The organism is Pedobacter foliorum, assembly GCF_013266735.1.
Taxonomy (GTDB): domain Bacteria; phylum Bacteroidota; class Bacteroidia; order Sphingobacteriales; family Sphingobacteriaceae; genus Pedobacter; species Pedobacter foliorum.
Genome location: NZ_JABSNU010000013.1, coordinates 118903 through 144341, shown reverse-complemented (window position 1 = coordinate 144341; position 25439 = coordinate 118903). Strand labels below are relative to the sequence as shown.

Genomic DNA, 25439 nt, shown 5'->3' with positions numbered 1-25439 from the left:
ATACAAATTTAACAAATATTGTTCCTAATAACAATGCTAATGCTTCCAAATTCTCATTACCTCATTAAAACCTCCCCCTTTACCCAATCACCATTTCTCCTAAATAAACGCTAGTACTTACTTTATCACCCGCATCATTTACATACCCCATCCAGCAATGCACAAGATCCCCCGTAAAATTACCAGGCAACTGTAAGCTTACCTCATTGTCACTTCTTTCTGCTGAATTCTCAAACGTAACAAACTGCTCCTTGATGGGATTATACACAATAAAATTAGCCCTATCATTATCTTTACAATACACCGACTCAGGAGCATAAGCCCATTTAATGGTTAACAAACCATCTATTAAGCATAAAATCTCCAATATCCACGACACCAACAACTCACCTCTGCTAAACACTGCCTTTTTAAAATCAATCGTATAATCAGGGCCTTTGCCAACAACCGCCTCATTTAAATGAAGTGAAGTCGCCAAATTCATCTAGTTTAGACAAACTCAATTCCAACACCACACCCCCAACATCTTTCGAAGCCTTTACTTCCTTAGGTGCATAACCTATAAATGAAATCAACAACACCGCACCCTCGTCTACATTCTGCAAAGAAAACTCGCCTTTGCTATTGGTACTGGCAGCTTTATTTCCTTTCCCTTTTATCCCTACCGAAGCCCCGACCAACGGCTGACCATTAGCATCAACCACCCTACCATGTACATCGATTGAACGAAATAAATTCAGGATAGCGCTTTTCGTTTTATCAACAAAAGAAGCCTCCTTTCTTCTAATCACTATGGTATTATCACTCAGTTCATAACTTAACGCTTGCCCTTCCAACACTTTATCAAGCGCATCTTTTAAAGGAATATCAGATAATTTAACACTCACCTTTTTAGCCTGATCAAAAATATCATCAGCAAAAAGGATGTTCATTTTACTTTGTACTTTTATCTTATTCAGAACCTGTTCCAGAGGTGCATCTACTTCGGTCAAAGTTATTCTCTGCCCAAAACCAGAAGCACTAACCTGCAGTAAAAAGGTAGTCATGATCACTATGATTAATCTCATAATCAGTAGTATTTTGGGCGGCAGCCACAGACGCGACATGCCCGGGTTAAAAGCAGTTAATTTCATACTTTCATCGTTATTTGTATTCTCCCCAGGGCAGCCGATGAGAGCCCGTAATTATTGCTTTGTTAAGCAATAATGCCTAAGTTTGAAATGGTTTGAGTTGATGGTAAATTGTTCATACGATTTTTTTATCCCGGCATACCGGGAAAGGTCATCTCAAACTATTGTCGGGTGGTGTATCGAGCACTACCCGGCTTAATTTTAAGTAACCCGAGCGCTCCTTTAGCGCTGCTCCTTCAGATTTCTTTTCATACGTTGCTGTTTATTTATATTTTTCAACTATTATTTTATTTCCTTCTATACTAAAATGTACTTTCTTGGTTTTTTCGAGCACACCAAGCAGGGTAGATACTTTGTCAAATCTGGATACTGATCCGCTAAAAGTAACCGGCTCTATTTCTCCCTTGTAAATCACATCTACATTGTACCAGCGCTCTACTTTGCGCATAATCTCTTGAAGTGATTCTTTTCTTAATACAAACTGCCCGTTCTTCCAGTCAATGGCATCTTCAGGGTTTATATTTTTGACGGCAAGCTGGTTTGTGGTAAGGACGGCTTCCTGGTCGGGTTTGAGTATTATGGACTGAGCTGTGCGAGGTCCTGAACCAAGTTCAGGATGACGACCGTTTATAGCGGATGCAGAAACTTTTACAGAGCCTTCTAGCAGTGTTGTTTTGGTTGCGGCTTCATCAGCATAACTGTTGATATTGAAATGTGTACCGAGAACTTCAACGCTTTGTTTATCTGTTGTCACTATAAATGGATGGGATTTATCTTTTGCTACTTCAAAGTAGGCCTCGCCACTCAATTCAACTTTTCTTTTTCCTAATTCGTGAAAAGTTGATGGGAATTTAAGAGAGGAAGCGGCGTTTAGCCATACTTTGGTACCATCCGGCAATGTGATTTGGTATGTACCACCGCGAGGGGTTTGTATAATGCGAGGTCCTGACCCTGAACTAAATTCAAGGCTGGTTTCAGGATGACGACCGTTTATAACAGATTTGTTAGCTGTAGCGCTGTTAACTTCAGTACTGTCATTATACCGGAGTTGTTTATCGCTTACCACTACTCCTGATTTTGCTTCACTAAGCACAATGGTTGATCCATCGGCAAGAGTAATGGTTGCAGTATTTTTGCCGGGAAGTATATCCAGAGATCCTGAAACAAGTTCAGGACGACGACCGTCGGCCTGACGAGTTGTATAAAAGTATATTGCTGTACTAAGAGCGATTACAACAGAAGCCGCCACAGCAATACGAGGCCATAACCTAACAGGTTCTTTAACTCTGGTTTGTTTAATGTGGTCTTGTATCCGACCAAACATTTTTTGCTCTATCTCCTGTTTAACACCCAATACCTTTTCATCCCAAACAGTAGTATCCTGAAAGCTGCCATAGTAGTTAAGCAACATTTGCTCTTCCTCCATTGAAGCATCACCTGCAAGGTACTTATCTATAAGTGCTAAAAACTGTTGCTTATCCATTTTATCCAGGGTATAAATACCGCCTCTTAACCCTTAGAGTAAAAAAGCAGACCTATCCCCTAGTCGGTCAGAAAATATTTTTATATTTATTATGAATTTTCATTTTTGATGTCACACTTTTACATTGTTTAATGGCCTAATTCGCCATGCTGAATTTATTTCAGTATCTCACATCTGCTATTCAAAACCTGCTCAAATGAGGTCCTGAAACAAGTTCAGGATGACGAGATGATGAAAAGTGTGCCAATTAATATGTGAAAATAAGCCATCAAAAGAGTAAATTCACTTTTACATAAATAAACACCAATATCATGGCAACACGCATCACAGGCATCGGCGGTATTTTCTTCCGTTCTAAAGACCAGGAAGCCCTGGCAGATTGGTATGAGAAACATTTCGGCATCAACTCTATGAAAACCGGATACATCTGGAATCAGGAAGCCGGCCCTACGGTATTTTCTCCTTTCCCTCAAAACACTGATTACTTCGGCAATGACAACCAGCAATTCATGCTCAACTTCCGTGTTTCCAATCTAGATGAATTACTTGTCGAGCTAAGAGCCGAAGGTGTAGTAATTGACGAGAAAACAATGGAAGAAAGCTATGGCAAATTCGCATGGGTTTATGATCCCGAAGGAAACAAAATTGAGTTATGGGAACCATTAGAGCCTGAAAGTTAAAGAGAAAGTAACTTTTCAGTATAATCCACCATAAACAGAGGGATGTTAATCAACCCCTCATCTTTTTTAAGATTTTTCAATGAATACCTTATTCTAACAGGTGGCTGATAAAGACCATTATATACAGAAAGGCTTTTACTCTTGACATTCTCGTCTGACTTCACTTCTATTGGAATAATTTCATTCTTAACTTGAATCAGAAAATCTACTTCAGCCTGATTATTCGATGTCCAATAACGAGGCTGTACCTCAAAATTCTTAATTAAATGCTGTAGCACATAATTTTCCGTTAGGGCGCCTTTGAACTCTGTAAATAAACGATCTCCTTCTCTTACCGCTATAGGATCCAATAATGAGAGTCTACGAAGCAAGCCCACATCAATCAGGTAAAGTTTAAATGCTGATAGGTCATCGTATGCTGAAATTGGCAAACCCGGTTTACTACTTCTACAAACTTTGTGTACAAGCCCTGCGTGCGAAAGCCAAAGCAAGGCATCTTCATATTCGCGAGAGCGAGCTCCGCTTCTAACGCTCTGGTATAGGAATTTTTTATTATCTCTTGCCAATTGAGAAGGAATAGACGACCATAAATGATTAATCCGAGGTACATCTTTTGGCTCAGCATATTTTGAAAAATCAAGTGCATAAGCACTTACAATGTTTTGCAACACTTGTTGAGTTCTTTCCACATCCTGGGTATCTAACAAAGTAACTACTGCTTCCGGCATTCCACCGCAAACAAAAAACTTCTTTAACTTATCAACTAGTGGATTGAAAAAAATATCAGGTAAAGGCTCTATTTTGTCAATTCCCTCCAAATAGTTGAATAACTGTGAATCATCGGCCGCTAAAAATTCAGAGAAACTAATTGGGTTTACTTGCAAAAAATCGACCTTTCCAACTGGGAAAGAATTCCCTTTAGACATGGCAACTCCCAATAATGAGCCTGCACTTACCACTGCATACTCGGGAGCATTCTCATAAAAGTACTTCAAAGCATTTAAAGCCTCATTACACTCTTGTATCTCATCAAAAATAATAAGCGTTTTTTGAGGTAATATGGCCTGCCCATATACTAACGATAAATTTTGTAGTATACGCTTGATATCCTTTGTATTTTCAAAAAATTGTTTCAAATCCGGTTGCTCTTCAAAATTGAAGTAAGCAACATTATCAAACTCAGTTGCACCAAAATGTTTCAACAACCACGTTTTACCAACTTGTCTTGCTCCCTGGAGCACCAGTGGTTTACGATTTGAATCTGTTTTCCAAAGCGATATTTTTTTTTGTACTGTTCTGTATATTTGCATAAAATCACACTTTAAGTGACAATTATGTGTAAAAAATCACATAATTGTCACTTAACTATGTAAATATACAAACATTCACCGATCTTCGCCAACAATATTTCAAAGTATTAAATCCTATTTACTGTTACAGATTTCCCTGCTTGTACCCAAACTGGTGCTTTAACAATCACCTTGCCTTTGTCGTTCAAAAACCGAGGTTGCCACAGGATTTTCTTTTTACCATTATTGGTTAATACTGACTTTTTGTTCCCTTCGTGCTTTAGCGTGATCAATGTATTTAACACCGGCAAATCATTCAACTCCGATGTAACTTCACTTTTTCCGCGATACAGTGTGCTAATCTTACTAACACGTGCATCCGCTTCTACACCCATTAAACCCTCTACAAAACCCTTTATCACACCATAAGATACCTCAGGATACTCTCTTCTTTTCGTTTCAGGATTAGTCAAGTGAAGCATATAATTGTAAGCTCTATCAGCCTGACCATTCTGATACATGATCAAAGGAAAGTATGATAGGTTTTCAATATTCCAATCTCTAGACAATAAATGCTGTATGGTCTTTTCCTTTCTGTCTCCTTCTTTCAATGCATCAAACCAAAGCAAAAAGGTATCTCCTTCTTCCATGCCAAACTTAAGATCATTTGAGTAATAAGTATTGTAACGTGAAGCCGACTCATTCCACCACAAATCATCGATGCTCTTCTGATAAGCCGCTGCTTTTTCTTTATACAATTTCGCCTTTTGAGTTTGTCCTTTTAACTCCAATATTGCAGCATACGACATCAACCCTCTGTATATCGCTCCAACCAAATCTACTCCCATTTTAATATTAGGCACTCCCTCCGAATAAGAAGGTAAACCACGACATCTGTGAAAAGAATCTTCAATATTAAAAGGCACCGGTGCATTTGGATGGGTCGGTCTGGTCAAAAGGGAATCAGCCTGTAATACCCATCTATCAATAAAATCTGTTACAGATTTTTCATGGAAGTTCTCAAATCCGGCTCCTTTAATATATTCCTGATCGCCCGTCCACAAATACAATTTCCAGTTGGTATTTAAAACATCAAAATTTGCATTTAGGTTATACCAAAACTCTTTATCATTGCGGTAATCTTCTCCTGCTGGTTTACCCAAATGGTTTATTTCCCAATAGGAGCACCAGTCTTTTGATTCGGATATATTGTTCACAAAAAGACGTTGCATATTTTTGTTCTCTTTGTGTAATCCCAAAATTTCTCCGCCTATGCTTTGATGTGAAACATCTCGCATACAGAATGCCGCTCGTGGTGGCAATGCCGATTCATACCATGGGCCAACCGGATCTCCCGGTTTTCCCTTATAGCTTAAAGCCATTTCCTTCGCCCTGCCAAAAGCAGTTTGCAAAGCCGCATCAGATGATTTAAATGTTACTCCACCATTCTGGGCATAAGCACCGCAGCAAAGGCAAAGAAATAAGTATAAAAGAAGGGATCTTTTCATTTATAGGTTTAATAATTTGGTTTGGTTATCGTGAAGGTAATGACAAATTTGTTTAATCAACCCGTCACCCTGAATTTATTTCAGGGCCTCGCACTTGCATGGGTTTCTTTCTCTTGTGAGACCCTAACTACGAAGAAGCAGCGAAGCAAAATAAATTCAGGACGACCAGAGTTTTGAATTTCAATTCGCTCCTTCTATCTTACAGCGTTTGGTATAATAGCATGGAAATTATTATCTTTACATATAACAACAATAATCCATCATAAAGTTATGACCACGATAACATTAGAAGTTCCTGATAGCCTAGCTGAGTATCATAACGATACTGTTAGATTTATTGCGGCTAAATTATTCGAATCTGGCAAGCTTTCACTAGGTCAGGCTGCCGATATGGCCAGATTATCCAAGAGAACCTTTGCTGAATTACTTAGTGATTATGGTGTTTCTTACATTAACTATTCTGCTGACGACTTAAGAGATGAATTGGACAGGATCTCGGGAATATAATATCATCATTACCGAAACCAGCTGCTTTATTACTTTAGAAAAGATTGGCGCGTTCGAAATACTACATCAAGTATTCAAAAATATAGTTACCACACCTGAAATTCAACAGAAATTTGGCTCAGAGCTACCCAATTGGATTGAAATCAGATCTGTTCGTGACACTGCACTCCAGGAGGTTTTTAAAGAAAATGTTGACGCAGGTGAAGCCAGTGCAATAGCGCTGGCAATGGAAACATCAAATGCAATTCTAATTGTTGATGATTTAAAAGGACGCAAATTAGCTTCAAGAATGGCCTTAAATTTCATGGGAACACTCGGTCTCCTAGTGAAAGCTAAAGAATACGGCGTCATTTTAAATGTTAGACCTTATATAGAGAAAATTCAAGCTACGGATTTCCGGATTTCACCCGCTTTAGTGGACTTAGTTCTTGAAAGAACAGGAGAAAAATAAAGCTAATCCAATAATAGTATTAGATCTGATATCAGGCTTCAAGTTTACTATAAACCTTCATAAACTTACCTTTTTTAGTAAGAATCCCAGCTTTGTTAAGTGAAAGAATTGCCTCCTTCTTAGTCATGAGTTTAGCCTCAGCTAGTTTTATCCTAGCCAAATCAATTAACATTTCGATATCCTTATCATTCATGTAATTAAAAATTTATAACCATATTCATTTACAACAAACAAATTGAGGCTGCCTATCTGTTTTTCCATAAAAGCTTATCCGGCCAAAGACCTAATGATTCTTCATTAACCAAGTAATCACCTCTATAGTCAGCAAACCGCCAAGAGAACCGCGCAACTGACTCAGTGCTCTGGTCATATGATTCTCCACAGTTTTTGTGGAAATGTTTAGCTTTTCAGCAATCTCTTTATGACTAAGGTTTTCTTCTCTGCTAAGCTTGTAAACTTCCCTGCATTTCTCAGGCAAAGCATCTACAATCGAATTAATCTGTTGAAGCAATTCCTTATGCTCCAAACTACCATAAGCAGATGGCGCATGCAAACGTTCTTCCAACCCGTCAAATATTGCTACCTGAACTTTTTGTGTTTTAATCTGCCTGAATACTTCATATCTGCAGCTTGCAAACAAGTAAGCTTTCAACGAAATGCTGATCTCCAGACTTCCTCTTTTATCCCACAGTTTAATAAAGATCTCCTGAATAATATCTTCGCAAGCTTGCTGATCTTTTAAGATGTTGTGAACGGACACAAATAGTCCTTCCCAATATTTATTGTAAATATGAGTAAGCGCTCGTTCATCTCCTGCTTTCATTAAAGCAAGTGTTTCAACATCAGTAAAATTGCTGTAGTCAGCCATCAATAATAATACCCTTACTGTAAAGCTATATAATATTAAGGAAATGTTAACTAATTAAACTGCAAATATTTAGTTAGTGTACTACTCACACACAGCGAGTTAGCTTCATCACTACCTATTGATACAGTTAGAGAATTAATATACATTTGATATACAATCCCTAAGTAAATGAACCACAAACGCTTTACAAGGACAACACAAAAGATCCTCATCATTCTTCTGTTGCTTGCCCCTTACCTCTCTTTCAGTCAGCAAAACGACTCGACTGATATTGATGAATTTATTGCGAAACAGGTGTCTGATTATAAGATCCCCGGTCTTGCCATTGGAATCATTAAAAACCATAAAGTAATCTTTAAAAAAGGTTACGGTGTAACTAGCACATCAAAAGGACTACCGGTAAATACCCAAACAATTTTTCCTATATCTTCCTGCACAAAAGCCTTTACTGCAGCTGCACTTGGCATTCTGGTAGATGAAGGAAAAATCAAATGGGACGATAAAGTTGTTAAATACCTGCCCAATTTTAAACTGAGCGATCCCTGGATTACAAAAGAGCTCACTATTGTAGATATTTTAAGTCACAGATCAGGCCTAAAAACATTTGATGGCGACCTGCTTTGGTACGGCACCAAATACACCAGAGAAGACATAGCTAAATTAATCCGTTACTCTCCAATCCGGACCAATTTCCGTACAGATTTTGCTTACCAGAACATCATGTACCTGGTAGCAGGACTCGTTGTTGAGTCCGTTACCGGAAAAACATGGGACGAGTTCCTAAAAGAAAGGATTTTCAAACCATTAAAAATGTCGGGCACAATTACCAACAGAGATTCCATAACCAGTGAAAGCAATTTTGCCTTGCCGCACATCCAGAATAAACCGATCAAACCACTCAACATGCACAACATTAGCCCAGCGGGTGGTGTAGATTCAAACATTGACGACATGCTAACCTGGATGCAAATGTGGCTTGCAAATGGCCGGGCTAACGACACCACCATACTGAATGATGGGACTATTAAAACCATAACCAGCATTAAAACACTAACCTCAGATAATAAAGACGATGGGTATGGATTAGGTTGGTTCATTAAACAAACCAAAAACGGCAAGATGGTTAACCATAATGGAGGGATGCCAGGCTATATATCCAGCGTGGTTCTATTCCCCGACAGCAGTTCCGGCATAGTAATTCTCACCAATAAAATATCACAGATTAACGATCAGTTAGTGAAAGAAATCGCTAACTACATGACTAAAAAAGACACATTCAACTGGAAGGAAGCTGACAAGGATATGTCTGGAAAAGCTACCGTTTTTGATTGGGATAAGAAAAGAAAACCGCAGCCTAAAAAAAGCGATGTAATACCCAACTTTAACCGCTATCAAGGTGAATATGAAGATCTGGCCTACGGCAAAGCAAGAATCAGAAAAGAAAAAGGTAAACCGTTCCTCGAATTACTTCCTACAAAGGAACTTTTCTCGGGTTTTTTATACAACATTGACGCCGATCGATTCAAAATTGTCTTTAATGATCCTTTTGTACAGGAAGGCGAGGTAGTTTTTACAAGAGATAACAACAAGAAAATAACCGGATTTAAGCTAAATATCGATTCCGACGACTTCCTGTTTAGTGATCTGGATTTTGATAAAACACCCTAACTTTTCGCAAACTTATCTGCTATTAAATTCAGGTTGATGCCATGCTCCAGATAAGCCTTTAGGCCGTCAACTACAGTAGTAAAGCCACCGCTGGCTCCATTGATCTCTGCCAGCAACTCATCTCCTGTCGTCTGAAAACCGTGCTGTGTAATGGTAACATAGGTAGTGCCCTCACTTAATGCCTGAAATTCAAAATCAACGGTAGTTAAATAAGCATCCCATTCAACAGATATTTTTTCATTCGGCACAATTTCTTTAACCAATACAGAATTGGAAACATTATACATTTCCCATTCCCAGGCAATTGTTTTCCCTTCCTCCAGCCTACCACTTCCTTTGGTAAACCAAAAATGTTTGGTGATCTCAGGATCAATAAATGCATCAAACACAACAGCAACGGGCCTTCTGATTAGCATTTGCGCCTGTACACTTGGAGTTTTAGTTACTTTTTCCATAGTTATAGATGTTTAGTTAAATATAGCCATTTTATTCCCTGCTTTTGCGCACCTTCTGCGGGGCTTCTGCACAGCAAATGCGGAAACCAGGTGCTTTTCCCGCAGAAAGTACGCAGGAGGTACGCTCAAGGTGCGCAGAAACGCATAACAACCTCAGGCTTAACACTTTTCTAAAAACAAAAATCCTCAAAATTTGTTCATCCTTTAAACCAACCATAAACAATTACGCTAATTCTCACTCCTATGAAAAAACTTTTTACACTATTGTTAACAGTATCCCTCTACTTTTCTGCTTTCTCCCAAGGTCATTACACAGGTTCATCTTTTAATCCCGGTGATTATTTTGCGCCGCATCCAGGGCTTATTATTCCCGTTTGGTATGGTTTCGCGAATATGGACTACCACAATGCTGCCGGTAACAAATCCGATCAACTGATTAACCCAGCCCCAGGAAACCCGACATCACTTAAGATAGCACAAAATGTAAAAACCCATTCCTTTATCCTAATGGCCATTTATGGTGGAAAAGGTAAAATATTGGGTGCCAACTGGGGAATGATGGCGATCCCGATGCTAAACAGTCCGACTGCGAATATTGCCCTCGACTATTATTCGAGTCAAACCGGCTCCGGCACTTATGTATTTACCAACAAAAGTATAGGTTTTGGTGATATGTATGTGCAGCCTGTTTGGTTATCATGGGCAAAAGGAAAATTCAGCTATGCAGTAAATTATGGGTTTTGGGCACCTACAGGCAGATATAAACCACATGATCTTGACAATGGTGGCCATGGTTATTGGTCGCATAACATTAGGGTAGCAGGCAGAGTAGAACCTGCTGATAAAGTCACTGTTTCATTGGCTACCACAGTTGAATTGAATTCATGGCAGCATGATACTGATTTCAAAGAAGGAAGTCACTTGACAGTGGATTTAGGTGGCACTTATTTATTGAGCAAAAGAGGAGATCAGGTAGGTATATTTAGCCATTACACCAGTCAAATCTCAGATGATAAAGGCACGAACGGAGGTTTTGTTTCCGATCGTATTGCAGGTGTTGGAGGTTTTGTTTCATACTGGATAACCCCAATGAAAGTAGGACTTATGGGGAGGATAACGCAAAACTTTGGCGCGAAAAACAGATTTGCCGGAACTGCGGTTCAAGCCGGGGTTAATATTTTGATACCGTCTCATTAGATCGCATAGTCGCACAAAAAAATCGTCATAAATCGTCATGCTGAGAGCCTAGCATTAGAAAAAATACAAAAAAGTAGTAATGACAATTTTGTATACTCAGTCGTCATCCTGAATTTATTTTGCTTCGCAGCTTCTTCGAGGTCAGGACCCCGCAAGAGAAAGGAAGCCTCGCTGGTGCGAGATACCGCTCTTCAGCGGCATGACGACCGCTATATACAACGAGCAGAATAACCTCTTTGTCATTGGTAATTTATTTCAGCATCCCTCACTAGTCTGGTTTCCTTTCTCTTGCGGGATGCTGAAATAAATTCGGCATGACGAGACGAACATGACGACAACGATTGGAACTACTTCACCGATAGCGAAGACAGTCGGTTAAACAACATTAATGACCGTGCCCGGCTTCTTCGCTGTTTTTCAATTTAGAGAGCAAATCGTAAGTGCCTTTCAAAACTACCTTTCCCGTTACATCCATACCCTCCGGAAGCTGAACTTCTAAAAATCCGCCATCACTAACTCCGGTAACCACTTCTACCATTTTAAAATGGTGATTTTCTTCTACTCCTTCCTTCTTCACTCCTTCCGAAACGAAGATGTACGTCTTGCCACCAAAGTCTACCACAGCGCTATTAGGCAATGCAAGTACCTTATTAGTACCCGTTTCAATATAAGCTTTCAGATATGCGCCCGGAATAAAACTAGTACTCCCCTTAGAAATGGCATGAACAGTAATCGTTTTATCAGCATTAATCTCCCGACCAACCAACTGTACAAAAGCGATCTGCTCTTCCGTATCATTGGCCATTGTAAAGCGAACCCTTTGACCAGCCTTCACTTTCGAAGCATCCCTTTCAAACACGTTCAATTCAACGTGCAGATTAGCGCTATTTACAATTTCAAACATCGCATCATTTGGATTTACAAACTTGCCCGTATTTACATTTACCTTGGTTACATAACCGCTGATAGGTGCGTAAATATTGATCTGACTTCTGATGTTTGCAGCCGATAAGCTTGCCGGGTTGATATTTATCAATTGCAACCTTTGTTTCAATGCACTTTCTCTGGCCAGCATACTTTGAAACTGAGCACGTGCCTGCTGCAATGTTTTCTTTGCATTTACATTCTGCTCGGCCAATGTTTGCTGCCTCTTATATTCTGAATCGGCAAGTTCCAGCTGACTTTTACTTTCCAGATAGTCCTGCTGAAGCAATACATATTCTTGATTTTGTAAAACAGCAATTACCTGTCCTTTGGTTACCGTACTTCCCTGCAATAAAGGTGTCGATTTAACAATCCCTCCCATTTGGGTAGTAACGCTTACCAGATTTTGTGGAGGCACGTCAATAAAACCATTAACCTTTAGTAAACCACTTAAATCTTTAAGCTCAGGTGAACCTAAGGTAATGCCTGCCGTTTTAAATTGTGCCGCTGTAAATTCTACAGAGTTTTCATCTTCATGACCTGCTTCTTCCGTTTCTTTAACTTCTGTTTTTTCTTCAGATTTCGGTGTACTTCCTCCGCATGAGGTTAAAACCACAGCAAATAGGGAGACATAGATGATCCTGCTGATAACTTGAATAGTTCTTTTCATTTTCTTAATTATAAACCACTGAGGTATTGAAGTGTATAAACTGATTGATTGTATTGATTGATAGCCTGCAAATAGCTAAAGTTGGTTTCCGAATAAGTCCTTAATCCCTGGAGGTATTCTACATAACCGATCTCTCCATTCTGAAAGGCAATCTGCGACTGCTTTAAAATCAGGTTGGTATTTGGCAGTGCACTTTTTTTGTAGTAATCAATACTGCGTGAGTTTTTAAGCAACTCCTGATTAGCCTTATTGTATTCACCCTGCAAATTGGTCTGAAAAAGATCATACTGACTTTCCGATACCTGTTTCTCAATTTTAGCCGCTTTTATACGGGAAGAAAAAGGCTTAAAAAACAGAGGAATTGCAACTCCCGCCTGTACACCCTGAAACCTTTTACCGCCATTAAAATATAAATCCTGACCGTTTACGTTGTGAATACCAATAATAGACTGGTTAAAATAACCAACTGTAAAATCAGGACCGGAACGGGCTTTCTCTACACCTAACGCTTTATCAGCAATTTCAATCTGCTGTTTTTGTAAAGCAAGCTGTGGATTTGCACTTACACTAGTGCCTGTCGCAATATTCCATTCTGCCTGTTTAAACTGTCCTTTAACAATTTCAATAGGCTCTTGAGTGTTGAGTAAACGCTGCAGTTCAGAAGTATAAGCCAGAATATCAGATTCGTTTTTACTCATTTGATTCCTTACCTCATTATACTGCGTTTCGGCAGTCGTTTTTTCAAGCAAATTAGTTTCCCCTGTTTCGTACCTTAAGGAAGCTGCTTTTACAAAATAACTGTAAAGAGAATCCTGACTCTGATACAGATCCTTTAAAGCAACAAAATAAGCCAATTGCATATAGGTGTTTTCAACCTGATAGGTCAACTCATTTTGCGTTACAGCTACACTAATCTCAGCACCTTTAATCTGCGCATCATACAAATTACGCTGGTTTTTAAACAGTCCCGGATATGGAATGTTCTGGGAAATACTAAAATTATTGTCATTCTTAATCCCGTTAAACTGTCCGTATTGAACATCGAGATTCGTTTTCCCTAAATCAGTTGAACTTCCCCTTAATGCCTGCTGCTGATTAACCTGGAGACCTGAAGATTTCATAGCCTGGTTGTTTTTAATGGCAGTTTGCACAGCTTGTTCCATCGTAAGCGGATTTCCTTTTACGGAAGGTTGTTGCGCATTGGCTACAGGCCCAATAAAGGTGAACAACGCGATAATCGCCAGGACTGCTACCGGAACATTGGTTTTAGGCTTTCGCTTATAGCCTTCGAAATAAGTATATAGCACTGGCAATACAATTAAAGTTAGAATAGTAGAGGTAATAAGTCCGCCGATTACAACGGTAGCAAGTGGTTTCTGAACCTCTGCTCCTGCTGCTGTAGAGATAGCCATAGGCAGGAATCCCAATGAAGCCACTGTGGCTGTCATTAATACCGGCCTTAAACGGATGGCTGTACCTTTAAGCACAATTTCGTCCAATCCATATTTATCGAGTTTCCTCAGTCGGTTAAACTCAGTGATTAGCACAATCCCATTTAGCACGGCCACACCAAAAAGCGCAATAAAGCCAACTCCTGCAGAAATACTGAAAGGCATTCCGCGTAACAGCAATGCAAAAATACCACCTATTGCCGCCATTGGAATGGCCGAAAAGATAAGTACCGACTGCTTAACCGATCCAAAAGAGAAATACAGTAAAAGTAAGATCAGCGCCAACGCAACCGGAACTGCTATAGAAAGTCTTTGAGTAGCTTCCTTTAGGTTTTCAAACTGTCCGCCATAAGTGATATAATACCCTGTTGGCAGTTTAATTTGCGCATTGATCTTTTCTTCAATCTCTGTTACCACACTGGCAATATCACGACCTCTTACATTTAGTCCAACAATGATTCTGCGCTTGGTATCTTCACGTTGAATCTGATTGGGCCCTACCTTAAATTCTACATCAGCAAGCTGATCTAAAGGAACCTGATTGCCATTAGGTGCGGTTACATAAACGTTTCTCACATCATTAATGTCCTGACGATTTTGCTGAGACAAGCGTACCACCATATCATAACGTTGCTCGCCCTCGTAAACCACTCCGGCAGATTGACCTGCAAAAGCAGTATTTAGTGCCTGATTTACTGTTTCAACTGTTAAACCATATTGAGCAATTCTATCCCGGTTGATCTTTACAACAATCTGCGGAAGCCCGGTAGCCTGCTCCAGATAAAGATCTTTTGCTCCTTCAACAGTGGAAACGATCTTCCCTATCTTTTGCGAAATGTCCGTCAGCTCGCTTAGGTCATCGCCAAATATCTTAATACCAATATCCTGCCTTACACCAGAGATCAGCTCATTAGAGCGAAGCTGAATAGGCTGAGAGAAACCAAAGCTTACACCAGGTACATCCTCCAATGCCTTCCCCATCAACTCGGCCAGTTCTACCCTATCCTTGGTAGTCGTCCAGTCTTTTTTATCTTTTAAAATGATGGTAAGATCGCAGGCTTCCATAGGCATCGGATCAGTTGGAATTTCAGCTGCGCCAATCTTTCCAATCACCTCTTTTACCTCAGGGAACCGCTTAACCAGAATATCAGAAGCTTGATTTACTTTATCAATTGTTTGAGATAAAGAACTACCCGTAAGCAAGCGGGTTTCAACAGCGAAATCGCCTTCTTCTAACGTAGGGATAAACTCGCCTCCCATTCTCATAAACGATACTATACTTACCGCCAAAAGCACCACAGAAGATACAACTACAACCACGCGTTTACGCAATGCCGCCTGTATAACCGGACTATATTGACGTTGAAAGAAATCCATCATACGATCGGAGAAGTTCCTTTTATGCGTTGCTTTCTTGCTTAATACCAAAGAGGAAACCATTGGCACATAGGTAAGCGAAAGAATAAAGGCACCAAGAATGGCGAAAGAAACAGTTTGTGCCATAGGACCAAACATTTTACCCTCTATACCGACCAGTGCAAGAATTGGCAGGTACACGATCAAGATAATAATCTGTCCGAAGGCAGCAGCGCTCATCATGCGCACAGATGATTTCTCTACCTGCTCATCCATTTCAGGTTGCGTGTAGCCCCTACCCAATTTATTGCCGGCAAGAATATGCATAGTGGCTTCCACTATGATTACAGCCCCATCTACGATGAGTCCAAAGTCGATAGCTCCCAAACTCATTAGGTTTCCTGATACCCCAAAGAGGTTCATTAGGGAAATCGCAAAAAGCATGGATAGCGGGATAACCGAGGCGACTACCAGTCCGGCCCTCAGGTTACCTAAGAAAAGAACAAGCACAAAGATTACAATCAATGCACCCTCTATCAAGTTTTTAGCTACCGTACCCATTGCACGATCTACCAAAGCGCTTCTATCCAGGAAAGGCTCAACCACAACGCCTTCTGGCAAGGTTTTATTGATCCGTTCAATTTTAGCCTTTACCTTTTTTACTACATCATTGGCATTTGCACCTTTTAGCATCATTACGATGCCACCAACGGCCTCGCCATGGCCTTTGGTAGTTGCCCTTGTAAGTGCGCCATAACGGATAGAACTGCCCAATTGAACAGTGGCAATATCACGGATAAGCAGGGGAATTCCGTTGGCATTGTTCTTAACCACAATTTTATTGATATCATCAAGACTGCCAATTAAGCCCTCGCTACGGATAAAATAAGCGTTTGGCTTTTTATCAATATAAGCTCCACCGGTATTTTGATTGCTGGATTCCAAGGCAGTAAAAACATCAGCGATGCTCAAGTTAAATCCTCTTAATTTATCGGGATCAAGTGCGATTTCATACTGCTTTAACAAGCCACCAAAACTGTTTACTTCGGCAATACCGGGAGTTCCCAGCAATTGCTTTCTGACAATCCAGTCCTGAATACTGCGCAATTCTCGGGCATCGTATTTATCTTCAAAGCCCGGCTTTGCATGGATTACATATTGGTATATCTCGCCAAGACCTGTTGATATTGGAGAGATTTCAGGATTTCCTAATCCTGAGGGGATGTTATTTTTTGCCTCGGCAAGCTTTTCGTTAACCTGCTGGCGCGCCCAGTAAATATCTACATCGTCATGAAAAACGATGGTTACTACCGACAAACCAAATCTGGAAATAGAACGTACCTGTTCAATTTCGGGTATGGTAGACATGGTTTGTTCGACTGGGTAAGAAATTAGCCTTTCTACTTCCTGAGTTGCCAGAGAAGGGCTAAGCGTAATTACCTGTACCTGATTATTTGTAATATCGGGCACGGCATCTATTGGTAATTGTTTTAGCGAATAAACACCCCAGGCAATAAGGCCGAGGGTAAATAAAGCGATCACCAATTTATTATGTACAGAAAACTGAATGATTTTTTTCAGCATTGAATTTTAAATTATGTTAATAAAAAAAACATGGTAATGCATGGCGGAATCAACCCATAGGGAAATCCGATACAATAAACCTGAAATTTAAATTAACCTAATTTAGGAGGCTGCCAGACTGATGGATCTGCTGGACTGATATGGCCCGGCACAACATCTGAATACTGAACACTAACAATAGAAATGGCAGTGTTGGTTAATAAGGTTTGCGTTACAACTGTTGGGGTACTGCAGCAGCAACAAACACAAAATGGAGAGCAATTATCATTTGCTAAACTATTGTGATCATCTGCATGGCCTGCCACTGAAACACTTGTAATCTCAGAAACCTTGGCGTTCACCAAATCCTTGCAAGGCGTAAAGCTTACAACAATAACGATCAAACAAACAAGCCAACTGAAGAATTTCACAGCAAACAATTTTTCCAAAAGTAAAAAAAAATCTAACATTACGTATCTTATCCCCGAAATCTAACCGGTTATTTTTTAAGAAGATATGATAAGACTAGTCGTTTTTTGGAGCATTGCATGTGTACTTGCCGTTTTGGGGAGCATAAAATTTTTAGGTTCAAAAACCAAAGAAACTCCTCAGGCAGCAGCTCAACCTAATATTATCGTGATTATTTCAGATGATCATGCTTATCAGGCAATTGGCGCCTATGGCAATAAAATAGCTCATACACCAAACATTGACAGACTAGCCAAAGAGGGTGCGATTTTTAAAAATCAGCTGGTTACCAATTCCATTTGCGGACCAAGCAGGGCTTGCTTTTTAACAGGCAAATACAGCCATATTAATGGATACAAAGCTAATGATGGCAAATTCAATGTAGATCAGCAAATGTTGCCGGGACTATTGAACAAAGCCGGTTACCAAACGGCATGGATTGGCAAATGGCACCTGGGTACTTTACCGGGCAAAGCATTTGACCATTGGGAAATCATGCCGGATCAGGGTTTTTATTACAATCCAGATTTTATAGGCCAAAGCAATGACACTACGAGAACAGAGGGCTATGTTACCAATATCATTACCGACAAGGCTACGCAATGGCTCGATGCTCGGGATAAAAGTAAACCCTTCTTTTTGGTGGTCGGCGAAAAGGCTACCCACAGGGAATGGCTACCGGAGATACAAGATCTAGGTGCTTATGATGATGTAGATTTTCCACTTCCTACTACTTTTTTTGATGATTATGCAGGCAGACCTGCCGCGCAACAACAATACATGACCATTGCAAAAGCAATGCAGCTTGACCGCGATTTAAAGGTTAATGTAGATTTTAATGAGTTTATTTTATATAAAAGAATGAACGCCAGTCAGCGGAAAGCTTTTTCAGAATACTATCAGCAAAAGGTTACTAAAGATTTTGAGCAGAAAAAACTATCGGGCAAAGCCCTTGCTATTTGGAAGTATCAGCGTTATATGAAAGATTATTATGCTACTGCAAATTCGCTGGATAGGAATATTGGACAGATCTTAAACTATCTGGATAAAGAACAGCTGAGCAAAAATACAATTGTAATTTATGCATCAGACCAGGGGTTTTATTTAGGAGAACATGGTTGGTTCGACAAGCGCTTTATGTATGAAGAATCTTTAAAAACACCTTTTATTGTAAGGTATCCAGGTAAGGTAAAGGCAGGCAGCACGGTAAACAATATAGTAGCCAATGTAGATTGGGCACCTACTTTACTGGATGTTGCCGGTGCAAAAGTGCCTGCTGATATACAAGGCAAATCATTTTGGCCATTGCTTAAAGGTATCAAAACAGGGAAGCCTGACAAACCTGTTTATTATCATTATTACGAATACCCCGGTCCACATTTGGTAAATCCTCACTTTGGCATCAGAACCAATCAATATACCCTGATTCGTTTTTATGGAAAACTAAATTACTGGGAGCTTTATGATGTAAAAAAAGATCCTAATGAATTAAAGAATTTGGCTGACCGCAAGGAATTTGCACCAACAATGACTGACTTAAAGAAAAAGCTGGAAATCGCCATCAGTGAATACAAGGATGAAGAGGCGGAACAGGTGATAAAAAATTTATAATTTTACATTTATTTGATAATATTCCTTATATTCCGTTATTAAAGGGGGATAGCATTATGAGGTTATTATTCATGCTTACAATTTGTCTGCTAGCTATAAATGCTGTAGGCCAAACAGATTTAGTTTCTGAAAAGGTAAATGTTGTTTACGAAAAGGACATTAAGAAATTGCCTACCGGAACTACGCCAAAGTATTTTCTGGATAGCGCACTGGTTGGTGCCTGCCTCCCACTCTTTAATAAAGACGAGATCAAAGAAGTTACTGTAAATTCAGATAGTAAGTTCGGTGAGGTTTATATCGCCACAAAAAATCCGGGACTTCATAGATTCATGACGCTTGAAGAAATCAAAAACAAGTATATCGAATCTCCATCGGCCTCCACATTGTATATGGTGGATAATGATTTGGTAAAAGGTAATATCGCAGACTTTAAAATTGATGAGAATTATATTTTAAGTATTAATGTATTGTGTGAAAACGATTTTGGTTCTTTAAAAGGATCAGTAAAAAGTATGAACATCATCAAGATTACCACTAAAAGTGAAGAAAACCTGGAACGAGCAGGTCGGGTTTACATAAAAGGAACCCAGCTGCAAGCTGGGTTGTAAAGGTTATTAAACAACCTGTGTTGTAAAGCGCATTAAAAAATCCGTCATCCTGAATTTATTTCAGGACCTCGCACTAGCAAGGTTTTCTTTCTCTTGAGGGGTCCTGAAATAAATTCAGGATGACGAGGAGCATAATCAAATTGCCAGAAGCAGAATCAAATAACGCCCTTATTGCAACGGCACCGTATTAAGCGTAAGCACTGGCCAAACGCCCGGCTTAGGCACACTTACCCCCTTAGTCTCCCCTTTCACCGCATCAGATCCGAAATAGTAAAGCGGATGCCCTTTGTAAGTTAACTGGTTTTTACCAACCGAAGTAATCACCGTCAACATATCTTTTGTAAGTACAGAGGGAACATTTAATATCTCCGATTCAAAGATCGGCCACACTGCATTGTTGCTCAAATCAGGCTTTGTAAAATTGTTCTTGTTAAAAGTATCAGGAGTAAAGGCATATAAAGTACGGCCTTTTGCATCTGTCAGGTACAAAGTTACCCCATCTCCCTCCTTAGCATCTGCTGTATAATTTTTACCATCCATACCAACCAACTGTTTGCTGGCCATCATAACTGAATAATCTGGTTTAGCCACAAACCATACTCCTCCTACACCATCTCCCTTAATCTCTTCTTTGGCTTTATCTCCGTTATAATAATACAGCGGCCATCCCTTGTAAGTGGTTTGTTTTTTCCCATCAGCCCTTGTAATGGTGCCAATATCAGCGGCATTTAAACCTGAAGGAGGATTTCCATTCGCCGCATAGTATACCGGCCAGGTAACTAAACAACCATCAACACAAACAGATGTACTATTGGCATCTTTTACAAAACAATAAAGGGTTTTACCTGTTCCATCAGTAAGAACATTCCCGAACGATGCCGAAGCTGCAAGTTTAAGATCCAAAGACACTTCCGGTTCTTTGATTACTTCATTTTTCTTTTTTGAGCAGGCCGTAAAAAGTACTGCGGTTACACTACACAGCACAAGCATTTTTTTAAATAGAGTTGACATAAAGGGTTTTGTTTTTAAGGTGAATTAAATAGTTTACTTATAACTAAAAAGGATTACGGGAAGACTGCATAAATGGTTGCGTAGAACTGAGAAAATAAATATTTATTTTTAAGGCAACCTATTGCGTAACTTCAACGTACTATAGCTAGTATAGGTGAAAATGGCCAATGTAAAATCGAAAAAATAGGTGCAGGAAATTATTGAAGGTTGCATCAGGAAGGACAGATCAAGTCAGTATTTGCTCTATAAAGAATTTTATAGTTATGGCATGGCTATATGCCGTCGGTACGCTTTGAATGATGATGATGCGGCAGATGTATTGAATAATGGGTTCATGAAAGTATTTACAAATATTGAAAAATACGACCCCGAAAAGCCTTTTAAAGCATGGCTGGGAAAGATTATAACCAATACTGCTATTGACCATTACAGGAAGAGCCTTAAGTTTTCGAAACATGATGAATTGACTGATCATGAGGACATAGGCGGACCGGCTCAGGTATATGAACAAATGGCCTATAAAGATTTGCTGGTTTTGGTTCAGGGATTGCCTCCAGCTTATCGCACGGTATTTAACTTATTTGCAATAGATGGATACTCGCATGAAGAAATTTCGGAACTTTTAAATATATCAATAGGGACATCGAAATCAAATTTATTTAAAGCAAGACAAAAGCTGCAAGAAAGGCTTAATTCCTCGGGTGGAAATAAGTCGGGGGATATATATATTAACAATTTTAGTGTTCAAAGTGAAATGCCTTCACAAAACAAGATAGCTGTAGATGGAAAAAGATAATGGAATAGATAAGCTGTTTAAAGATGGGTTGCATGATCCTGAAATCCCTTTCAATGAATTGGACTGGGCAAAGATGGAGCAAAAACTGGATGCACAGGGCAAGAAAAAGGTTATCCCATTTTGGTTGTTGGCCGCAAGTGGTATTGCTGCTGCACTTGTAGTTGGCTTGTTTTGGTATTTCGCTGATTCTAATAAAACTATTATAGAAGATCCTAAAAAAATTGAAATAGCAGGTCCTAAACCACAAAAACCTGTAAATAATAATTCTGTAATTATAGGCGCTGACACAAGTTCTGTTGTAAAAGCAACTCCGGAACCTGCTGAACGTTCTGTTGAATCAACTGTTGTGACACCTGTTGAAACATCCGTTAAAAACGTGGGCAAAAATTACGTTACAACACCAAAAGTTATCGACAACAGTCAGGAACTTGTTAGCACTCCTGATACTGCCATCGTTAAAGAACAGAAAAAACAAGAGCTAATTGCAGAAGTTGTAACTCCGATTGTAACTCCAAAAGCTGAAGACAAACCACTTTTAGTTGCAATTGATAGCCCTTTGACAGACAAACCTATAGAGAAGTCGACAGATAAGAAAGCTGAGGTTTTAGCACAAACTAATAAACCCGTGGTAAATTCCGGCCTACCTGACCATACAAAACTTACACTCTCTATTATGGCAGCTCCCGACATTTCAAATGCTAAATTGAACGTAGACACCAAGATCAGCAGCAACATAGGTGTATTGGCTACTTATGCCATTACCAATAAAATTAGTGTAACTACAGGCGCAATTTATTCTAGAAAATTATACAACTATGGTGGAATTGGATCGGCAGGAACGGCCTATTTGAAAAATGCCTGGCAAGTTAATGCGGATTGTATTGTGTTGGATGTTCCGCTTAATGTAAACTACACATTTTTAAAAAGGAGAAACTATTCAATAGGTTTAAATTCTGGCCTATCGAGTTATTTTATGCTTAATGAAAAATACAAATACATAACTGGACCACAGGGAGGACCGCAAAAAATTTCAGAGCTTGAAATCAAAAATCAAAACCAGCACATCTTTGGCGTAGCAAACCTTTCTTTAAGCTTTGAAAGAAGGATAACAAACACACTTAGTTTTGGCGTACAACCATTTGTTAAATTACCACTTACAGGAATTGGTAATGGCAATGCCAGATTAAAATCTACAGGAGTTGCATTCTCGCTGAACCTTGGATTGTTTCCTAAATCTGGGGGCAAAAAATAGATTTTGTTTTAATTCACAAAAAACTGATTTAGCTTCCTTAACTTTTTTAAAAAATTCACACCGGTATACCTACCGTAAAACCTAAGATATCCTAACCGAATATTTAATATAATTACCTATATTTAAGATTCATACAAATTTCCACATTCGTTCTTTATTTGTCATAAATCACCACTCAAAATGTCGTTTATACACCATATAAAATCTGCTTTTGTGGGATAAATTTACTATTGTAAAAAATATCTCGCTAAATACTAATCAGAATCAACCATCTCTAAATATGACTATCTCTAAAACCGCTACAAATTCAAATAAGGTAAGTGCACATATCAAAAGATTAGAGCAACCTATCGCAGCCACAACGCAGTATATACGGCAGATTATTTTAAGTACAGACAAAGAAATTGGAGAACAAATAAAATGGAACTCGCCCTGCTTCTATTATACAGGCCCGATGAAACCCTTTGACCCTAAAGAATACAAAAGAGATATTGTGGTAGTAAACCTACATAAAGGCAATATATTATTGGTCTTCCCTACCGGCGCGAAAGTTAATGATACCACCGGCTTACTTGAAGGCAATTTTCCTGATGGCAGAAAATTAGTAAGGTTTAAAGACCTGGATGATGTAAAAGCTAAACAAGATTCACTGAAAGCAATAATTACGGAATGGCTTAAACTGTTAGAAACTAATTAGGGAAAGAGTTAATTAGCGGAAGAGTTAAATAGGAAAAGAATTAATTAGAAAAGGAGTTAAATAGAAAAAGCTTTTAACTAAAAAGAGGGTGTATTTTACACCCTCTTTTTTTTACGTCCGTCATCCTGAATTTATTTCAGGACCTCGCACAAATAAGGCTTCCTTTCTCTTGAGAGGTCCTGAAATAAATTCAGGATGACGGAATCGACCTCTTTTTAGTTTAGTAATTACTTAGTAGCAAGTATATACCTTACAATTTTCTCAGCGTCTGCCTGAGTAACAGAAGGGTGTGGTGCCATAGGTATTTCGCCCCATACTCCACTTCCACCTTTAATTACTTTTTTAGCCAACATAGTAACGTTAGCCGGTGTTGCAGGATATTTCTTTGCAACATCTGAATACGCTGGTCCTACAAGTTTTTCGGTTGGTTTGTGACATGCAAAACAATCTGATTTTGCAATCAATGCTTTTCCCTGTGCAATATCTGCAGGTGATGAAACACCAGATGCCGGTTTAGCCCCCACTTTACCGGTTTTCTTAGTTTGTGCGTAGCTACTTGAGCATACAGCAAAAACAGAACAAATTAAAAAGACAAAGCTCTTTTTCATATTTAATACATTAAAATTAATTGAGTTCGGTTCATTTGATAATGCAAATAAACTAATTTTTATGATTTAAACGTGAAATCTGGCAAAGGAATTATTTCTCCCCCCTTCATTGCAGATTCATGAGCCAAAATACCTACACAGGTAATGTTCGCAGATTCCTGCGCATCAGGGTATGGAGCTCTGTTTTCAATCAATGCATTTAAAAACTCATTGACAAGATGTGGATGCGAACCACCATGACCAGAGCCCTGAATAAATGAAAGGTGTTGATTATCTTCAGAATCATATACACCCGCAGTTGTAAAATGCTGAATTTCCTTAGGCAGAAGATGTGCATAATCAGGAATCTTCACTTTTTCAGGAGACTCACCGGTGTGAATTACACTGTCTTCATGTTCAACCAACGTCCATTCAAAAGATTTTTTAGAGCCATACACATCAAAACTCTCACGGTATTGTCTTGCAGTATTAAACAGTGATCTTGTAACTTCTGCAGACAGATCCGAATCACGATATTTGATATGACAAGTTTCAATAGCAAACGGAGAACCATATTTCTCAATCAGGTTATCATCAATTTTACCTGAGCCAAAACAAGAAACATACGCTGCCTGTGCCTTTGGCAATGCCAGTACAGGCCCTACACAATGCGTAGCATAATGCATTGGCGGCAAACCTTCCCAATACCCCGGCCAACCTGCCATTTCCTGCTGATGAGATGCTCTTAGGAATTGGATTTTACCCAGTTCACCTTTTTCATAAAGTTCCTTTACAAAAAGAAATTCGCGACTGTAGATAACCGTTTCCATCATCATATAGGTTAATCCGGTTTCTTTAACAGCCTCAACAATCTGACGGCATTCCTCAACTGTAGTAGCCATAGGCACTGTACATGCCACATGTTTACCTGCTCTTAGGGCCGCAATAGATTGTTCTGCGTGATTTTGTATTGGCGTATTGATGTGAACCGCATCTACATTAGGATCTTTAAGCAATTCCTCATAGCTGGCATATCTCTTCTCTATTCCAAATGCATCTCCTATTTCCTTTAATTTTTCAGGATTACGCTGACATATAGCGTACATATTTGCATAAGGATGTTTTTGATAAATTGGAATGAACTCTGCACCGAATCCAAGTCCTACAATAGCAATGTTTATTTTTTTCTGACTCATCTTATTATACGAT

The 25439-nt window shown here is 39.2% G+C and carries 24 protein-coding genes; 10 read left to right on the top strand and 14 right to left on the bottom strand.

All coding sequences use genetic code 11. The annotated features are described in order from the left end of the window. Window positions 1–79 precede the first annotated feature (79 nt). The 3 genes from HQN83_RS20855 to HQN83_RS20845 form a co-directional block, all read right to left on the bottom strand. Window positions 80–478, bottom strand: a complete 399-nt coding sequence (locus HQN83_RS20855; protein WP_173092985.1) for a DUF6266 family protein — start codon at window positions 476–478, stop codon at window positions 80–82. Then, window positions 453–1067 carry an STN domain-containing protein gene (locus tag HQN83_RS20850; RefSeq protein WP_173092984.1) on the bottom strand — a complete coding sequence of 205 codons (615 nt, stop codon included), beginning with the start codon at window positions 1065–1067 and terminating at the stop codon, window positions 453–455. The genes HQN83_RS20855 and HQN83_RS20850 overlap by 26 nt, the downstream gene beginning before the upstream one ends. A gap of 325 nt (window positions 1068–1392) precedes the next feature. Next, complete coding sequence (locus tag HQN83_RS20845) at window positions 1393–2613, bottom strand: FecR family protein (RefSeq protein ID WP_173092983.1); 1221 nt, start codon at window positions 2611–2613, stop codon at window positions 1393–1395. A gap of 311 nt (window positions 2614–2924) precedes the next feature. Between HQN83_RS20845 and HQN83_RS20840 the strand changes: the two genes are divergently transcribed. After that, window positions 2925–3293 (top strand): VOC family protein, encoded by a 369-nt coding sequence (locus HQN83_RS20840; protein WP_173092981.1) that lies wholly within the window; start codon window positions 2925–2927, stop codon window positions 3291–3293. Here HQN83_RS20840 and HQN83_RS20835 read toward each other — a convergent pair. Continuing rightward, entirely contained in the window at window positions 3290–4603 is a 1314-nt protein-coding gene (locus HQN83_RS20835) for an ATP-binding protein (protein ID WP_173092980.1), read from the bottom strand. The two genes, HQN83_RS20840 and HQN83_RS20835, sit on opposite strands and share 4 nt — an antisense overlap. A 107-nt stretch (window positions 4604–4710) precedes the next feature. Beyond that, a complete protein-coding gene (locus HQN83_RS20830; protein WP_173092979.1) occupies window positions 4711–6090 on the bottom strand; it encodes a hypothetical protein in 1380 nt (459 codons plus the stop codon). 270 nt (window positions 6091–6360) lie between these two features. On the opposite strand from HQN83_RS20830, the gene HQN83_RS20825 reads away from it, so the two are divergent. Both HQN83_RS20825 and HQN83_RS20820 read left to right on the top strand, forming a co-directional pair. Continuing rightward, a complete protein-coding gene (locus HQN83_RS20825) occupies window positions 6361–6597 on the top strand; it encodes a UPF0175 family protein (RefSeq protein ID WP_173092978.1) in 237 nt (78 codons plus the stop codon). Beyond that, the gene (locus HQN83_RS20820; protein WP_173092977.1) at window positions 6569–7048 is read left to right on the top strand and encodes a DUF3368 domain-containing protein; all 480 of its coding nucleotides are present in this window, start codon (window positions 6569–6571) and stop codon (window positions 7046–7048) included. Before HQN83_RS20825 ends, HQN83_RS20820 begins: the two co-directional genes overlap by 29 nt. Window positions 7049–7079: 31 nt before the next feature. Here the strand turns inward: HQN83_RS20820 and HQN83_RS20815 are convergent, their stop codons facing one another. Continuing rightward, on the bottom strand, window positions 7080–7241 hold the full coding sequence (locus tag HQN83_RS20815; protein WP_173092976.1) for a hypothetical protein: 162 nt from the start codon (window positions 7239–7241) through the stop codon (window positions 7080–7082). Window positions 7242–7331: 90 nt separating this feature from the next. Continuing rightward, on the bottom strand, window positions 7332–7916 hold the full coding sequence (locus tag HQN83_RS20810) for an RNA polymerase sigma factor (protein WP_173092975.1): 585 nt from the start codon (window positions 7914–7916) through the stop codon (window positions 7332–7334). Between the two features lie 168 nt (window positions 7917–8084). Between HQN83_RS20810 and HQN83_RS20805 the strand changes: the two genes are divergently transcribed. Continuing rightward, window positions 8085–9584: a serine hydrolase gene (locus HQN83_RS20805; RefSeq protein WP_173092973.1), complete on the top strand. Its 1500-nt coding sequence runs from the start codon at window positions 8085–8087 to the stop codon at window positions 9582–9584. On the opposite strand, the gene HQN83_RS20800 is transcribed toward HQN83_RS20805, so the two are convergent. Then, window positions 9581–10039 (bottom strand): SRPBCC family protein, encoded by a 459-nt coding sequence (locus tag HQN83_RS20800; protein ID WP_217277442.1) that lies wholly within the window; start codon window positions 10037–10039, stop codon window positions 9581–9583. The two genes, HQN83_RS20805 and HQN83_RS20800, sit on opposite strands and share 4 nt — an antisense overlap. A gap of 243 nt (window positions 10040–10282) precedes the next feature. On the opposite strand from HQN83_RS20800, the gene HQN83_RS20795 reads away from it, so the two are divergent. Further along, complete coding sequence (locus tag HQN83_RS20795; protein WP_173092972.1) at window positions 10283–11236, top strand: SphA family protein; 954 nt, start codon at window positions 10283–10285, stop codon at window positions 11234–11236. A gap of 385 nt (window positions 11237–11621) precedes the next feature. Here the strand turns inward: HQN83_RS20795 and HQN83_RS20790 are convergent, their stop codons facing one another. From HQN83_RS20790 to HQN83_RS20780, 3 genes are all read right to left on the bottom strand, one after another. Continuing rightward, window positions 11622–12830 (bottom strand): efflux RND transporter periplasmic adaptor subunit, encoded by a 1209-nt coding sequence (locus HQN83_RS20790; protein ID WP_173092971.1) that lies wholly within the window; start codon window positions 12828–12830, stop codon window positions 11622–11624. Between the two features lie 8 nt (window positions 12831–12838). After that, a complete protein-coding gene (locus HQN83_RS20785; protein ID WP_173092970.1) occupies window positions 12839–17221 on the bottom strand; it encodes a CusA/CzcA family heavy metal efflux RND transporter in 4383 nt (1460 codons plus the stop codon). A gap of 92 nt (window positions 17222–17313) precedes the next feature. Continuing rightward, window positions 17314–17631 carry a hypothetical protein gene (locus HQN83_RS20780; RefSeq protein WP_173092969.1) on the bottom strand — a complete coding sequence of 106 codons (318 nt, stop codon included), beginning with the start codon at window positions 17629–17631 and terminating at the stop codon, window positions 17314–17316. A gap of 85 nt (window positions 17632–17716) precedes the next feature. Between HQN83_RS20780 and HQN83_RS20775 the strand changes: the two genes are divergently transcribed. Both HQN83_RS20775 and HQN83_RS20770 read left to right on the top strand, forming a co-directional pair. After that, window positions 17717–19279 carry a sulfatase family protein gene (locus HQN83_RS20775; protein WP_173092968.1) on the top strand — a complete coding sequence of 521 codons (1563 nt, stop codon included), beginning with the start codon at window positions 17717–17719 and terminating at the stop codon, window positions 19277–19279. Window positions 19280–19335: 56 nt separating this feature from the next. Continuing rightward, window positions 19336–19887, top strand: coding sequence for a hypothetical protein (locus HQN83_RS20770; RefSeq protein ID WP_173092967.1), 552 nt, complete (start codon window positions 19336–19338; stop codon window positions 19885–19887). 168 nt (window positions 19888–20055) lie between these two features. Here HQN83_RS20770 and HQN83_RS20765 read toward each other — a convergent pair whose 3' ends face one another. Further along, window positions 20056–20898: a hypothetical protein gene (locus tag HQN83_RS20765; protein WP_173092965.1), complete on the bottom strand. Its 843-nt coding sequence runs from the start codon at window positions 20896–20898 to the stop codon at window positions 20056–20058. 187 nt (window positions 20899–21085) lie between these two features. On the opposite strand from HQN83_RS20765, the gene HQN83_RS20760 reads away from it, so the two are divergent. The 3 genes from HQN83_RS20760 (at window position 21086) to HQN83_RS20750 (ending at window position 23643) form a co-directional block, all read left to right on the top strand. Beyond that, window positions 21086–21694 (top strand): RNA polymerase sigma factor, encoded by a 609-nt coding sequence (locus tag HQN83_RS20760; protein ID WP_317172527.1) that lies wholly within the window; start codon window positions 21086–21088, stop codon window positions 21692–21694. Beyond that, on the top strand, window positions 21681–22946 hold the full coding sequence (locus HQN83_RS20755) for a hypothetical protein (RefSeq protein WP_173092964.1): 1266 nt from the start codon (window positions 21681–21683) through the stop codon (window positions 22944–22946). The genes HQN83_RS20760 and HQN83_RS20755 overlap by 14 nt, the downstream gene beginning before the upstream one ends. 280 nt (window positions 22947–23226) lie before the next feature. Continuing rightward, window positions 23227–23643 carry a DUF1801 domain-containing protein gene (locus HQN83_RS20750; protein WP_173092963.1) on the top strand — a complete coding sequence of 139 codons (417 nt, stop codon included), beginning with the start codon at window positions 23227–23229 and terminating at the stop codon, window positions 23641–23643. A gap of 227 nt (window positions 23644–23870) precedes the next feature. Here HQN83_RS20750 and HQN83_RS20745 read toward each other — a convergent pair whose 3' ends face one another. Then, on the bottom strand, window positions 23871–24251 hold the full coding sequence (locus tag HQN83_RS20745; protein WP_173092962.1) for a c-type cytochrome: 381 nt from the start codon (window positions 24249–24251) through the stop codon (window positions 23871–23873). Between the two features lie 59 nt (window positions 24252–24310). After that, window positions 24311–25426: a Gfo/Idh/MocA family protein gene (locus HQN83_RS20740; RefSeq protein WP_173092961.1), complete on the bottom strand. Its 1116-nt coding sequence runs from the start codon at window positions 25424–25426 to the stop codon at window positions 24311–24313. Between the last annotated feature and the right edge of the window lie 13 nt (window positions 25427–25439).